This is a genomic window from Mesorhizobium sp. M0598 (assembly GCF_040320865.1).
In the GTDB taxonomy this organism is placed as follows: domain Bacteria; phylum Pseudomonadota; class Alphaproteobacteria; order Rhizobiales; family Rhizobiaceae; genus Mesorhizobium.
The window spans coordinates 29,612-43,919 of the sequence record NZ_JAMYQL010000040.1 but is presented as its reverse complement, the minus strand read 5'-3'; the positions used below and the strand labels follow the sequence as shown (position 1 = coordinate 43,919).

Genomic DNA, 14,308 nt, shown 5'->3' with positions numbered 1-14,308 from the left:
CGCGTGGTCGATGCGATTCTCACAGGCGTCCACCAGCCCGGCGAAAGCCATTTCGAGCTCCTGCGCGCCTTTGCCGACGATGCTCTGCTCGCCAAGGCCTCCGAAGCCTTTGCCGCCTACCGCTACCGCGCGCATGAATTCGGCGATTCCATGCTGCTCAATCGCCAACCGCTGCTTCTATCGCGCGAACGGAACCGTGCCGAGGGGCTCGAGACGAAGGCTTCACTCGAGGTGTGCCATGATGTCGGCAGGATCGGTGGTATTTCGTGCTCGGCGCGCAAGGAAGTCGGAGCTATGTTACAGCGGACCAAATTCGGCATTTGACCCAAAGTCGAAGTTCCGAAGCCCTCACATTGGGTCCGCATTGCGGGCGAAGCGGACAACATGGCTTGCCGGGCGTCAATGCTTGGATACGTGCCACGGCAGGCAGAGCCTAGCAGGGCCCCAAGAATCGCAGGATTTCGGCCGCGAGCGCATCCGGTGCTTCCTCAGCCATGTGGTGACCACAGTCCAGGGCCTTCCCCTGCTGTCACGCCGCCGTCCACGGTCGCCAAACTTCGAGAACATCGCCGTAAAGCTGCTCAAGGTCATCACGCAGCGACCACAGAACCATCATTCAATACGGCGGCCCGCCTCTCGGTCTTCCGCGTCGTGCAGACGGTCTATCGTGATACCTGCCCTATAATCTTCTATCATTCCGTGAATGACCCGCGGATCGTGAACGGCCGCGCTGTAATCGGCATAGGCCTCTGGGCCCATCTGTTCGGCGGAGCCACCATGCCAAGCATCGGGATCGGCATTGATAGCGCGCTCCGGCTTCTCTTGCTGGGCGAAGAAGAACCAATGCCACCACGCGGTTGCAAAGCGTGTATCACATCGTTCAAGCGCTTCGAGGATAGGAACGGCATCGAGCACGATGAGATGTGTCACCGCGGAGGGATGATCCATAGCAGTCCGAAAGGCGGTGTGGCTTCCCCGATCGTGCCCGGCGATTGCGAAGCGATCAAATCCAAGGTGCTGCATCAGGGCGATGTCAACGTTAGCATTGCTAATTGCCGTAGGTTCGGCGCATTTATCAAATGCACTGTCAATCGCCAATTGGCCTAATTGGTCAATCAAGTGTCTGCGCTGACCATATGACAGTTCGCGGTGCTTAGCGTCGTTCGACGCATTGAGTTCGTCATTGCGGACAATGCAGTGTTCGTTCGCTAGTGCGGCTAGCGCCATCGGCTAGTGTTTGTTCGTACGCGTCGTATTGGCCTGTCTAGCGTCAATGAAATTGGCGCGTAGTGTTTCTCGTATTCGCCGTTCAGTTGCCGCACGTACTGCGCGCCTGTGTTTGCGCTTGCCGTCGAATGACAGGAGCGTGTCACCATAAAACGCAACACGGTTTGCGGAGCGCTATAGAGTAAGCAGCAACAAAGGATGCCGCTTATGACACTTCTCCAGATCGCTTATCTCTGCCTCGCCGCGGGCGCGTTCATTGCCTTCGTTGGCTACCTCATCGCGTTCTTCGGTATGGGAGGGCACTGAACCGCAGCGCGATCTTTCCGGATTTCGGAAAAAGATTTGTCGTGCGTGACAAAGGATTTGTCACCCATGACAAAAAATCTTCGATAAATGGCTAGGTCATCGTCCAACGGAGCGACCTCGATGACCCTGCTTCAAATCGCTTACGCAATGCTCGCCGTCTTGTATATTGTGCCGTGGTGGCGTTGGCGGTAGGACATTCAGATGTCGCAAGATAACGAAGACGAAGCAATTCCCAAGTCTTCGTCGGCTACTGCCGCGATCGTGCAGTTCATTGAACGGGTAGGAAGGCCCTTCGTACCCGACGTCGTGAAGAGCTGGGCGTCGCGCCCGACTATCACCGAACGACCGAAAGAGAACAGGTGGCATCTGGCGAGACAGTCGGATGGTACATTCCTCCTTCAACTGCAAAACGATTGGTGGCTGACTAACAACAGCGACCGTCCTCTGCGTATGGTGGGGGTGGAAATCGACCGACCACGTGTCAAGGGCGATCTCATTGTGGATGGGCCGAGGGCGCACGATGGCGAACCTGTCATCCCGCCAAAGGCGACGGTCCCGATTTCCACGCACTTCATGGTCCCCCCTAGGAAGCATCACCTGAAGGCCACGAAACGCTACGATTTCACATTCGTCGATCACAACGGGCATCGGACGCGAAAACGGGGCATCGAATACAAGCCCGAGCGCCAACGCGTCAAGACGACGAAACTCAACTCCGAGGCGATTGCAGAGATCGCTGACCAAGACGAGAAGGCTCTGGCGTCGCTCCTGAAAGAGGAGATTGGGCGCTATGCGCGGCACGGTCGCCAGCATGGCGGGCTGGGGACCATTTCGGCAGTAAAGGGGAACGCGAAGATAAAGTCGATCTACCAGGATTGGTGGGCGTCCGACCGCGCTTCCGAGCGGCAGGACATCGTGGTCGAGAGCGGGCCGAAGATCGTCTCTGAGATTGGCGATGCGATCGTTGAGTACGCCTCAAAGCTTCCCGAAGATCGCTTGGCGAAGTTCCCGTCACTTTTGCTGGACCGCCTCGTTAGGGATCGCGAGTATTACGGCGTGTCTTACCTCATCGTATACGCGTTGTGGCGGCTCAACCGGCTCGAAGACGCGCTCCAAACGGTATACGAGCGCTATGAATTCAAGCCTGCTCTCGTCGACAACATATTCCGGCGCTCGTACGTGAACCGGGTGCTCGAAAGGAACCAGCAGTACGGCTACAGCGACGTACTCGGGCTGCTGAATGGCATGCTGAGATACGAGCATCTGCATCTAGTAGAACGCGAGCTGGAGAAGATCGAATGGCTTGCTATGAATACGAGCGAGCACCCATTCCAGATCGCGCAAAAAATCACCTCGATTCGGGCGCTGCGAATAGCAAACCGTGAATGAAGGCTATGCGCGGTGAGCTCATTACGGTGGCGCTGTGGGGGCATTGAGAGGCGTGCAAAATCGCGCCTTAGCGTAGAAAAGGCTTTGGCCCCGGGCTGAGCGAAACTGCGAAGCATGAGCTGCCGATCCCTTTCCAATCTACAAATCTACGCCACAGCCTACCATCAAGATCCGCAAGCGTGACCGCGAGCGCGCGGAGCGCGTCCTCTTGGCCGGTGGGCCGAAACCGTCACTCAAGAAAAACGGGCGATCGCACTCGCATGGGCGCATGGGAGCGACAAGTGTGCGAACACGCGATCTCACGGACATCGGAATTCCGGCTGCTATCTGGCCCGGATGTGTGACGAGGGCCTGCTCATCAAGATCGGCTATGGCATCTATCGCGCCACAAATCGGAAGGCGGCATAATCGGATCTTGGCTAATCTCCGGAGAATGGCAACGTTTGCAGCGGTTCGATCGCTCGAATGGAAGCTATGGCGAGAAATCGGCGACGCGGCCAGGACATCCATGTCGATTTCAATGATGGACTGGACGGACTGTCCGGAAAAGCTAATAAAAATCAAAGCTTAAGGGGGTTTAAGTTGGCGATGCAGTACCAAATGCAGTACCGCTGAAGCGCAGCCGATGATGTTTTCAGGGTCGTAGGACGGACTTGCCGTTGCGAACGTCGGCGCGACAGAGCACTTGCGGAGCCCGTGGTCGCAGAGGTTGCCCGAATGCACATTCGAGACCGGCTGAATCCCAGTCCGCGAGGTCTGCGGCGGCGCGATATGTGCTCTCCAAGAAGACCATGAGGCTTGCTTCCGGATCGGTAACTCTGCGGATCGCATAAGGCAGCAGGTATTCTCCAAGTCGTAGTGGGCGGCGTCGGCAAAGATCTTCGCCGCCGCGAAGCCTTTTGGTCGGGCGGTGGAGCGGTCGACTTTCCGGCCTTCTATTCCTAAGCCTGTCCGAAACCGCTGCTCCTCTGACGCGTCTCCTTCGCACGGACCCGTCGCAGCCCTCTTGGTGCGCGGACGCGCGATGCGCACTCTTCGGCGCTCCGATCCGTTTTTCTAGCGCGAAGCTGACCTGCGCAGTACGACCGGAAGTCACAACTTGTGGCCCGATGACAGAGTTGACAACTCTCTGCTGGTCAAAAACCTTCAAAGACGCCATCATGCAACAAAAATTGCAAGGATGTGCATCGTGGACGAGAAGGTCGAGGCTCCCAAGGACTATGAGGATCTCATCCGCGTGATACACGACCGGTATGATGGGATGAGCAAGTCGTACCAGAAGATTGCGTTGTATCTCACCCAAAATCCGAATGACGTCGCGGTGCGATCGGTGAACTCGATCGGGGAAGGCAGCGGCGTTCACGCGTCCAGCTTCGTCCGATTTGCCCAAGCATTGGGGTATGAGGGGTTCAAGGACCTGCAGAGCCTCTTCCAGAAACGATTGTCCACCGCGGCTCCCGGCTTCGAAGCCCGCGTCAAGGCGTTGGAGAAGGAACTGGGGGAGCGGACGGATCGCAGCGAGATGGGATTCATGCACGATCTGGTCGTCCGTGACATCGCGTCCCTGAAAGAGATGCTCACCGGTATTCAGCCCGAGGATCTGGCGGAAGCCGTTAGCCTGCTCGAGAAGGCCGACGTCGTCTATCTGATGGGACAACTTCGCTCGGCACCGGTCGTCGAACTCCTTCGCTATATACTGACCATGCTGGGTAAGCGCTGCGTGCTCCTGGATCCGGGCGGCGGACTGGCCACGCATATGGCCCGCGCGATGCGGAAGACGGACCTGCTGTTTGCGGTGTCGTTCCGCTTCTATGCGAACGAGGTCGTCAATGTTGTGGAAGAAGCCGCGGGGAGAGGTATACCCATCGTGGCGATCTCGGACAGCACGCTGTCTCCATTGGCCAAGAGCGCGCGCGTTCTCTTCGCAGTTCCGGAGCACGAATACACTTTCTCGCGCTCGCTGGCGGCTCCTATGTGTCTTGCCCAGGCTTTGACCGTGGCCTTGGCGGCCAGGCTTCAGAACAACGCAGTCAATCCCCGCATTCCAACGGTTACCGAGCGGTAGGGACTCCAAACCGCGAAACCTGTCGCAGCACCGGCGATCCTCCGGCCGTCGATTCTCAATCGGTGTCGGAAGGTTAAAACGCCATCGCCTTTTCAGGCACGGCCATGGGGCCGGATGCGGCACCAAGGACTGTCTGGTCGTAATCCACCACCGAACCTGTCATGAGCCCGGCATCGTCCGAAACAAGGAAGTTTACCGCCCGCGCGACCTCGCGGGGGTCGATCAGGCGCCCGAAGGGCAGGTTTGCGACCGCTTTCGCTTCCCAATTGGAATCGCCCGTCTCACTCGCCTGTAACTCCCGCTCATGGTCGGAGGCCATCCAGCCGACATCAAGCTGGTTGACGCGGATGCGGTTCTTCATCACGGAAAACGCTGTATTGCGGGTCAAGGTTGCCAGCGCCGCCTTGGTAGCACAGTAGACGTTGATGAAGGGCTGGCCGGCATGTTCCGAGATCGAGCCGATGTTGCAGATCGCACCCTCAATGCCATTGCGGATCATGTGCCTGATGGCCTCCTGCATGAGGAAATAAGGTCCGCGCACATTGACGGCGAACAGGGCGTCGAAGAGTTCGGGCGACGTATCGAGGATGGTGCCACGGTCCGTGCGGGCACCAGCGTTCACCAGCACATGTATCTTGCCGTAGACGCGCTCGGCCTCCGCGATCACGCGTCGGCAATCCTCGACTTTGCCGAGATCGGCATTGACGAAGTGGACCGGCACGCCGGTTTCGCGCGTGATCGCGTCGGCCACGGCACGGCCTTTGGCCTCGTTGCGGCCGAGCGTCACGACGCCTGCAGCGCCCGCTTCGGCAAGCCGATGCGCGATGGCCGCTCCCAACCCCTGCGTCGAGCCGGTGACGACACAGACCTTTCCATCTATCCGGTTCATGCGTTCAGCCCTCCACCCTGTAGCCAGCCGCGGCCATCACACGCAGCAATTCCTTGTGGCCGATCTTCGCCATTTCGAGCGGCGGACTTTTGACGGGATCCTGCTCGGCTTCAACGACGAACCAGCCTTCGTAGCCGTGGCTCGCCAAGCGCTTGACGATCGCCTCGAAATCGAGCGAGCCATCACCGGGCACGGTGAAGGCTCCCTTGACCACCGCGTCGAGAAAACTTTCCCGGCTGCGGTCGAGCCCGTCCACGACCGCTTGGCGGATGTCCTTGGTGTGTACATGCGAAATGCGGGCGTGGTGCTTGTCCACCACCCGCAGCACGTCGCCGCCGGCAAAGGCCATATGGCCGGCATCGTAGAGCAGGGGCAGACCCTCGCCGGAATGCTTCATCAGCAGATCGACCTCCTGTTCGCTTTCGATCGGCGCGGCCATGTGGTGGTGGTAGCAAATCGGCATGCCCTGACCCGCGCACCATTCGCCGAAAGTGGTGAGCTTACGGCCGTAGGCCTTGATCTGATCGTCGTCGAGACGCGGGCGCATAGCCAGCGGCGTTCCGCGGTCGCCCTGAATGGTGCGACCCGTCTCGCCATAGACGATGCAGGGCGCGTTGGTCGCCTTGAACAACTCCATCTGCGCGGCGATGCGGTCCTTCTCTTCATCGATATTGCCGACCAGCAAGCGGCCGGAGAACCAGCCGCCACAGACGCTCATGGCATGCTGCCTCAGGATGGGCTCAAGCACCGCCGCGTCCATCGGGAAGCGGCGGCCAGTCTCCATGCCGGTGAAGCCGGCCTCACGGGCCTGCCGCAGGCACTCCTCCAGCGAGACGTCGTCGCTCAGTTCGGGAAGGTCGTCGTTCCACCAGGCGATCGGCGCGATTCCAAGCTTGGCTCTCATCGTCATCTCCAATCATGATTTTCGAATGCTGCTGGCTGCCTGCGCAGCGACAAAACTGCCGGGAACAATGCTCAGGGAGTTTTGCATCGTTCCGGCAGGGGACGCCCCCGCGCGCCCGAACGGTTCAGACACCCACGCGCTGCTTCTTGCGACCTTCGGTTTGCACGGCATGCGCGTCGCGGACCTGCTGGCGCCCGCTGATCTCGGGCACGCCGACGTCCCACCAGGCATCGCCCGGGGTCCAGGTGAAGGCGTCGGAGACGATGGTGATGACGGTGGTGCGGTCGGTGGTCTTCGCCCATTCGATCGCCTGACCGAGATCGGCGAGGCTTTCGACACGGCGCGTCAGGGCGCCCATGGCTTCCGCGTGCTTGGCGAAGTCGACCGAGAACGGCTCCTTCACCCGGCAGTCCTTAATCAGATTATTGAAAGAGGCGCCGCCCTTGGCGTTCTGCAGCCGATTGATCACCGCATAGCCGCCATTGTCGCATACCACGAGAATCATCTTGTGGCCGGCGAGCACCGACGAATAGATGTCGGAGTTCATCATCATGTAGGTGCCGTCGCCGATCATGACGATCGGCGTCCGGGTAGGGTCGGCCATGGCCGCGCCCCAGCCGGCAGAGATTTCATAACCCATGCAGGAGAAGCCGAACTCGCAGTCGAAAGTGTTGGGGTCCTTCACCCGCCAGTTCTTCATCACCTCGCCGGGCAGTCCACCGGCCGCGGTGATCAGCAGGTCACGCTCGCCCGCCTTGGCGTTCACCACGCCTACGACCTGCGCATAGGTCGGGACCGGCTCGTTGGTCGGCTTCTGGAAGCCGTCAAGCATCGTGTTCCACTTGGCGAACTCGATGCGACCCTTGTCTGTCCAGGCCCTCTCCGCTTTCCAGTCGCCGAGGGCACCTTCGAGTTCGCTCATCGTCTCCAGCGCGTCGCCGACGACGGCGAGCGCCCGGTGCTTGGTGGCATCCCAGCGTGCGGCATTGATCGAGACGAACTTTGCGTCGGCCGAGAAGGCGCTCCAGGATCCGGTGGTGAAGTCCATGAGCCGTGTGCCGACGGCGATGATCACGTCGGCTTCCGCCGCCAGCGCGTTGGCCGAGGTTGAGCCGACGATGCCGATCGGTCCGACATGCGCGGGGTGGTCGTGCGTAACCGTGCCCTTGCCGGCAATCGTCTCCGCGAGCGGGATCCCATGCCTTTTGGCGAAATCGCCAAGGACCTTCTCTGCACCCGAATAACGCACGCCACCACCCGAGATGATCAGCGGCCGCTTTGCGCTTTTGAGGAGGCGCGTCGCTTCGGCGAGCCGGCTGCGATCGGGCCGGGGGCGCGGCACCTCATTCACCGTCTGTTCGAAGAAGGCTTCGGGATAATCCCAGGCGATCTCCTGCACATCCTGCGGCAAAGCGATGAAGGCAGGCCCGCAATCGGCCGGATCAAGCAGCACCGCAACCGCCTGCGGCAACGACGAGATGATCTGCTCGGGATGGACGATGCGGTCCCAGTAGCGCGTGACTGCCTTAAAGGCGTCATTGACGTTGATGGTCGGGTCGCCGAAGTGCTCGACCTGCTGCATGACCGGATCGGGCCGGCGACTGACGAAGGTGTCGCCTGAGAGCATCAGCACCGGCAGCCGGTTCGAATGGGCGACACCTGCCGCCGTCACCATGTTCAGCGCACCCGGACCGATCGAGGTCGCCGCAACCATGATCTGGCGCCGGCGCTTCGCCTTTGCAAAGCCGATCGCTGCAAGCGCCATCGACTGCTCATTCTGGCCGCGCCAGGTCGGCAGCACGTCCTTCACCGCCTCGAGTGCTTCAGAAAGGCACGTCACGTTGCCGTGCCCGAAGATGGCGAAGACTCCCGGAAAAAGCGGAACTTTCTCGCCGTCGACGACCGTGAACTGGTTGCACAGATAGCGCACGAGCGCCTGTGCCATGGTCAGACGGACGGTGGCCCTGGTCATCTTTGTCTCCTCCCTAACGACGGTCTTTCCAAATCTATACGGAATGCCCATTGACAAATCAATATGTTTGCAACGATCATTGCAAAAATTCAAACCGGGAGGACTTCATGCTCAGGATAGCTGTGCTCGGCTGCGGTCGGATTGGCAGGATGCATGCGGCAAACATCGCCGCACATCCTCGTGCGGAACTAGCCACCGTCTATGACATCGACGAATCGTCCGCGGAGACTGTCGCGGCGCGGCACGGCGTTCGCGCTTCGGGGTCGGCCGACGAGGTATTTGCCTCGGCAGATGTAGATGCGGTCCTTGTCGCGACGGTGACTGACACGCATGCCGACTACATCGAAAAGGCGGTGGCCGCTGGCAAACCCGTGCTCTGCGAGAAGCCGATCGATCTTAGCCTGGAAAGGGTGAACCGTTGCGCCGAAGCAATTTTGTCCAAGGGCGTGCCGGTCCAGATCGGCTTCAACCGACGTTTCGACCCCGGTCATCGTGCGGCGTGGAACGCCGTACGATCCGGCGAGATCGGCGACCTGCACCAGGTTATTATCACCTCGCGTGATCCGGGCATGCCGCCCCGTTCCTACTACGAGGTCGCGGGCGGGCTTTTTCGCGACATGACGATCCACGATTTCGACCTCGCCCGCTTCATGCTGGGAGAGGAGCCGGAGGAGGTGTTCGCCATCGGAGGCCGGCTGATCGACCCGGCGATGATGGAGGAACTGAACGACTACGACAGCGTCATGGTCGTGATGCGAACCAAAAGCGGCAAGCAGTGCCACATCAACAATTCCCGCACCTCAACCTATGGATACGACCAGCGCGTCGAGCTTCTGGGCAGCACCGGCATGGTGATCAGCGGCAACAGGAAGCCTCACGAACTGCGCGGCTACTCGGTCGCGCAAACCGAAGCCGCCGCGCCTTATCTCGACTTCTTCATCGAGCGATACCGCGAAGCGTTCGATGCCGAGATCGACGCTTTCGTCACCTGCGTCGAGAAGGGCGAGCCGCCGCTGGTCGGTTTTGAGGACGGGCGCCGCGCCCTGATCCTGGCTGAGGCGGCGATGAAATCGGCGGTCGAAGGCCGCTTCGTGAAGGTCAGCGAGATCGGATAAGCCATGTACGCGAACTACGGACTGTTTATCGACGGGAAGTGGCGCAAGGCATCCGATGGCGGGACGGCGCCGGTGATGAGCCCGGTGACGGAAAAGCCGCTGGGCGAGGCTCCGGTCGCCACCCGCGCGGACACGGAAGAGGCGCTGGTTAGCGCCGCCCGTGGGTTTTCCGCATGGAAATCCAAGGGTGGTTCTGAGCGCGCGTCCGCCCTGCATGCTATCGCGGACGAGATGATCCGCCGCAAGGACGAAGCCGCGCGGATGATCTCCAGCGAGACCGGCAAACCTATTGCCCAGTCCGAGCGCGAATGGGGGCTGGCGGTCGATCAGTTCCGCTGGTACGCCGAGGAGGCCCGCCGGATCTATGGGCGCGTCATCGAATCGCGCGTGCCCGGCGGTCGTTTCGAAGTTCTGCACGAGCCTGTCGGGATCGCAGCCGCCTTCACCGCCTGGAACTTTCCGGCGGCACTGGTCGCCCGCAAGGTGGCGCCGGCGCTTGGCGCTGGCTGCTCGACCATCGTCCGGCCGTCAAGTCAGACGCCCGGGACGGCGATGCTGATGGTTGACTGCATCCGCGCCTGCAATCTTCCTGCCGGCACGGTCAGCCTGGTCGTTGGGCCCACGAGCACGACCTATGCGCCGATCATGGCTTCGCCGGCGGTGCGCAAGGTGTCCCTCACCGGCTCGACCCGCGTCGGCCAGCAGATGATCCGCGATGCTGCCGACACAGTGAAGAAGGTGTCTATGGAGCTTGGCGGCAACGCGCCCCTGATCGTCTTCGACGACGCCGATCTGGATGCCGCGCTCAACGTCTCCGTGCCGACCAAATACGCCAATTCCGGCCAGGTCTGCGTCACACCGGATCGTTTCTTCGTCCACGAAAGCCTGCACGACGCCTTCGTCGAGGGCTTTGTGCAACGCGCCAAAGCGTTGAAACTGGGCGACGGGCTCGACCCATCCGTGCAGATGGGCCCGCTCATCAATGCCGGCCGGCTTTCCGAGATCGAAGACATCGTGTCCGACGCCATGAAAGCCGGTGCGAAGCTCGTCGCGGGCGGCCATCGGGTTGCGGCGTTCAATGCCGGCCATTTTCATGAGCCCACGGTCCTGACCGATGTTGCCGACGACATGCGGGTCTTTGCCGAGGAGAATTTCGGGCCAATCGCGGCGATCAGCCGGTTTTCCTCGGATGAGGAGGCGCTCGAGCGGGCGAATGCTTCGCCAATGGGATTGTCGGCCTATGCCTTCACGTCGAGCCCGAAGCGTGCGCGCCGGACGGTGGCCGAGCTGAAGGCAGGCATGGTGGGCATCAACAGCTTCGCTCTTGCCGCGTCCGAGGCTCCGTTCGGCGGCACGAAATATTCCGGAATGGGTCGCGAAGGCGGCAGCGAAGGTATCGGTGACTACCTCGACACCAAGCTTGCGCAGATCGTGTTCTGAGGAGGCCGCCTTGATCAAGAACGAGCTCAAGCAGATCTGGGCCGAAGGGCGGCCCACGATCAATGGCTGGCTTTCGATCGGCAATCCATTCACCGCCGAGATCATGGCCGCGCAGGGCTATGACAGCGTGAGCATCGATGTCCAGCACGGCGCGCTCGACTATTCGATGCTGCTTCCGATGTTCCAGGCGATGCGTGCATCCAGGGTGGTGCCCATGGCGCGCGTGCCGTGGCTGGAGCCGGGCATCATCATGAAGGTGCTGGATGCCGGCGCCTATGGCGTGATCTGTCCCATGATCAACACGCCGGAACAGGCGGCTCAGCTCGTCAGCTACCTGCGCTATCCGCCGGCCGGCCAGCGCAGTTTTGGGCCGACGCGTGCCAACTTCTCGGCGGGTGCCAACTACGCGGCCGAGGCCAATGACGAGATCCTGGCTTTCGCCATGGTCGAGACCGCCGAGGCGATGCGCAATCTCGATGCGATCGCCGCAACGCCAGGGCTCGACGGCATCTATGTCGGTCCCGCAGACCTGACCTTCAGCCTGCACCAGGGGCGTCTCGCGCCGTCCTTCGATCGCGAGGAGCCTGACATGATCGCCGCTCTGCGGACGATCGTTGCGGCCTGCAAGAAGAACGGCAAACGCGCCGCGCTCCATTGCGGCACGGCCGACTACGCCGCACGTGCCGTCGAATGGGGTTTCGAGATGACAACCGTCTCGGGTGACTCCCGACTGCTTGCCTCCGCCGCGCAGGCAAGTGTCGCTCGCTTCCGCGAATTGACGGGTGCGAAAGCCGTCCCGGCCGAAGCCGGCAAGGGAGGCTATTGATGCCCCACGTCCTGGTCGCCGGAAAGCTTCATCCGAGCGGCATCGAACTTCTCGATGGGTCGCCCGGCGTCACCTACGACTATGTCGAAGATGTCTCCGAACCAAGCTACGCACCTCTGATCGGCAAGGCCGATGGCCTCGTCATTCGCACCCAGCCCTTGTCGGCTCCGACCGTCGCACGCGCCGAGAGGTTGAAGATCGTCTCGCGCCATGGCGTCGGCTACGACGCTGTCGATCTATCCTCCCTAAATCGGCGCGGGATCGCTCTCGCGATCGTCGGCGATGTGAACTCGGTGTCGGTGGCCGAGCACGCCATGATGCTGTTGCTGGCGGCAACCAAGCGGCTGATCCGAGCGGATCGTTCGGTGCGCGGTAACGAATGGGGTTGGCGCAACCGGCTGGAGCCAAGCGAACTCTCGGGCAAGCGGCTTCTGATCCTCGGGTTCGGCCGGATCGGCCGCCACCTGGCGCGCATGGCGGCGGCATTCGGCATGGACGTGCGTGCCTATGATCCATTCCTTGAGAGGCAAGGCTGGCCGGAGGGGCCGGTCGCGCCGGTGAGCGATTTGCAAACGGGACTCGCCTGGGCCGATGCGATCTCCGTCAACGTACCCAAGGCCGAGCGCCCGGTGATCGGCCCCGTGGAACTCTCGGCGATGAAACCGACTGCTGTTCTCATCAACACAGCGCGGGGCGGCATCGTCGACGAGGCGGCGCTGATCGCGGCGCTGCTAGCGGGGCGCATCGCAGCGGCCGGTATCGACGTCTTCGACGATGAACCACCCGCCGCGGACCATCCGCTCTTCGGCTTCGACCAGGTGATTCTGACGCCGCACATTGCCGGGCTCACCGCCGAGTGCGGCGAGCGCATGGCAATCTCGTCCGTGCAGAACGTGCTCGATTTTTTCGCCGGGCGGATCGACTCAGCGCTGGTGGTAAACGGAGCCGAGTTGAATGGCCGGTGAAAAACCTCAACTCAGAATCGGCCTGATCGGCACCGGCTTCATGGGCAAGACCCATGTGTTCGGCTTTGCTGCCGCACAACGTGTCTTCGATCTTCCCTACGAACTGGTGCTCCACACGGTTGCGGACAGAACCGAGGACCTCGCCGCGCAGGCGGCGCAGGCCTTGGGGTTCGCGCGGGCGAGCGGGGACTGGAGGCGTCTGGTCGAGGACCCGGAGATCGATATGATCGATATCACGGCGCCGAACTGCTTCCACAAGGAGATGGCGCTCGCCGCCATTGCCGCCGGCAAGCACGTCTATTGCGAGAAGCCGCTGGCGCCCCTTGCGGCGGATGCCCGACGGATGGCCGAGGCGGCGGAAGCGGCCGGCGTCAGGACGCAGGTCGGGTTCAATTATCTCTGCAACCCGCTGCTCGCGCTGGCGCGGCAGATGATCCGCGCGGGCGAGTTGGGCGAGATCCGCAGCTATCGCGGCATTCACGCCGAGGACTACATGGCGGATGCGGAAAGCCCATTTACCTTCCGGCACGATCCTGTCGGCGGTGGCGCATTGGCGGATCTGGGCAGCCATGCTCTGGCCACGGCGGAGTTTCTGCTTGGCTCGGTGGAACGGGTCCTCGGCGATTCCGTCACCGTCATAGCGAGCCGTCCGGATGGCCGAGGCGGGCGCCGGACCATCGAGGTCGACGACATCGGTCGCGCATTTCTGCGTTTTGCCAATGGTGCATCCGGCAGCATCGAAGCGAGCTGGGTCGCCACCGGCCGCAAGATGCAGCACGATTTCGAGGTTTATGGCACCAAGGGGGCGCTCGTCTTCAGCCAGGAGCGCTTCAACGAGCTGCATTTCTACAGCACGGCCGATCCCGGCGGCCGGCGTGGCTTTCGGCGCATCGAGGCCGGTCCGGATCACGATCCCTATGGACTCTTCTGCGTCGCACCAGGCCATCAGCTCGGCTTCAACGATCTGAAGGCTATCGAGATTGCGCGGTTCGTCGATGCGATCGCCGGGAAGCGAGACGAGTCTTTCGGCTTCCGGGCCGGCCAACGCATCCAGGAACTCGTGGAGGCAATTCAGGGCTCGGCCCGGGAGAGCAAGTGGCTGCGAACAGACTGATGCGAGGGAGAGTTGGTCGCCGCCCCGCATGCGTCTGAAATAAACGTTGCATGTTTGTACATTTTGCAATATAGATTGCAGCCGGAGAGAGGTACG

The 14,308-nt window shown here is 61.6% G+C and carries 13 protein-coding genes; 8 read left to right on the top strand and 5 right to left on the bottom strand.

From position 1 onward, the window contains the following. On the top strand, positions 1–324 hold a 324-nt coding region (locus tag NKI59_RS30455), incomplete at its 5' end, for an S-adenosylmethionine:tRNA ribosyltransferase-isomerase (protein ID WP_352708323.1). Positions 325–612: 288 nt separating this feature from the next. Here NKI59_RS30455 and NKI59_RS30450 read toward each other — a convergent pair. Beyond that, positions 613–1,227 (bottom strand): alpha/beta fold hydrolase, encoded by a 615-nt coding sequence (locus NKI59_RS30450; protein ID WP_352708321.1) that lies wholly within the window; start codon positions 1,225–1,227, stop codon positions 613–615. Between the two features lie 507 nt (positions 1,228–1,734). On the opposite strand from NKI59_RS30450, the gene NKI59_RS30445 reads away from it, so the two are divergent. Beyond that, the gene (locus tag NKI59_RS30445; RefSeq protein ID WP_352708320.1) at positions 1,735–2,922 is read left to right on the top strand and encodes a hypothetical protein; all 1,188 of its coding nucleotides are present in this window, start codon (positions 1,735–1,737) and stop codon (positions 2,920–2,922) included. A 634-nt stretch (positions 2,923–3,556) separates the two neighbouring features. On the opposite strand, the gene NKI59_RS30440 is transcribed toward NKI59_RS30445, so the two are convergent. After that, complete coding sequence (locus tag NKI59_RS30440; RefSeq protein WP_352449996.1) at positions 3,557–3,715, bottom strand: hypothetical protein; 159 nt, start codon at positions 3,713–3,715, stop codon at positions 3,557–3,559. 396 nt (positions 3,716–4,111) lie between these two features. Here NKI59_RS30440 and NKI59_RS30435 point away from each other — a divergent pair, with 396 nt between their 5' ends. After that, positions 4,112–4,987: a MurR/RpiR family transcriptional regulator gene (locus NKI59_RS30435; protein ID WP_352449995.1), complete on the top strand. Its 876-nt coding sequence runs from the start codon at positions 4,112–4,114 to the stop codon at positions 4,985–4,987. 73 nt (positions 4,988–5,060) lie between these two features. On the opposite strand, the gene NKI59_RS30430 is transcribed toward NKI59_RS30435, so the two are convergent. The 3 genes from NKI59_RS30430 to iolD form a co-directional block, all read right to left on the bottom strand. After that, positions 5,061–5,876: an SDR family oxidoreductase gene (locus NKI59_RS30430; RefSeq protein ID WP_352708318.1), complete on the bottom strand. Its 816-nt coding sequence runs from the start codon at positions 5,874–5,876 to the stop codon at positions 5,061–5,063. A gap of 4 nt (positions 5,877–5,880) precedes the next feature. Continuing rightward, the gene (iolE, locus tag NKI59_RS30425) at positions 5,881–6,780 is read right to left on the bottom strand and encodes a myo-inosose-2 dehydratase (protein WP_352708317.1); all 900 of its coding nucleotides are present in this window, start codon (positions 6,778–6,780) and stop codon (positions 5,881–5,883) included. A 124-nt stretch (positions 6,781–6,904) separates the two neighbouring features. Beyond that, on the bottom strand, positions 6,905–8,752 hold the full coding sequence (gene iolD / locus NKI59_RS30420; protein WP_352449992.1) for a 3D-(3,5/4)-trihydroxycyclohexane-1,2-dione acylhydrolase (decyclizing): 1,848 nt from the start codon (positions 8,750–8,752) through the stop codon (positions 6,905–6,907). A 107-nt stretch (positions 8,753–8,859) separates the two neighbouring features. Here iolD and iolG point away from each other — a divergent pair, with 107 nt between their 5' ends. The 5 genes from iolG to NKI59_RS30395 are packed head-to-tail and all read left to right on the top strand — an operon-like array spanning position 8,860 to position 14,212. Beyond that, positions 8,860–9,867 carry an inositol 2-dehydrogenase gene (gene iolG, locus NKI59_RS30415; protein ID WP_352708315.1) on the top strand — a complete coding sequence of 336 codons (1,008 nt, stop codon included), beginning with the start codon at positions 8,860–8,862 and terminating at the stop codon, positions 9,865–9,867. Between the two features lie 3 nt (positions 9,868–9,870). Continuing rightward, positions 9,871–11,307, top strand: coding sequence for an NAD-dependent succinate-semialdehyde dehydrogenase (locus NKI59_RS30410; protein WP_352449990.1), 1,437 nt, complete (start codon positions 9,871–9,873; stop codon positions 11,305–11,307). 10 nt (positions 11,308–11,317) lie between these two features. Next, entirely contained in the window at positions 11,318–12,133 is an 816-nt protein-coding gene (locus NKI59_RS30405; protein ID WP_352449989.1) for an HpcH/HpaI aldolase family protein, read from the top strand. Beyond that, positions 12,133–13,098, top strand: a complete 966-nt coding sequence (locus NKI59_RS30400) for a hydroxyacid dehydrogenase (RefSeq protein ID WP_352449988.1) — start codon at positions 12,133–12,135, stop codon at positions 13,096–13,098. The genes NKI59_RS30405 and NKI59_RS30400 overlap by 1 nt, the downstream gene beginning before the upstream one ends. Next, entirely contained in the window at positions 13,088–14,212 is a 1,125-nt protein-coding gene (locus tag NKI59_RS30395; protein ID WP_352708312.1) for a Gfo/Idh/MocA family protein, read from the top strand. The genes NKI59_RS30400 and NKI59_RS30395 overlap by 11 nt, the downstream gene beginning before the upstream one ends. Positions 14,213–14,308: the final 96 nt, after the last annotated feature.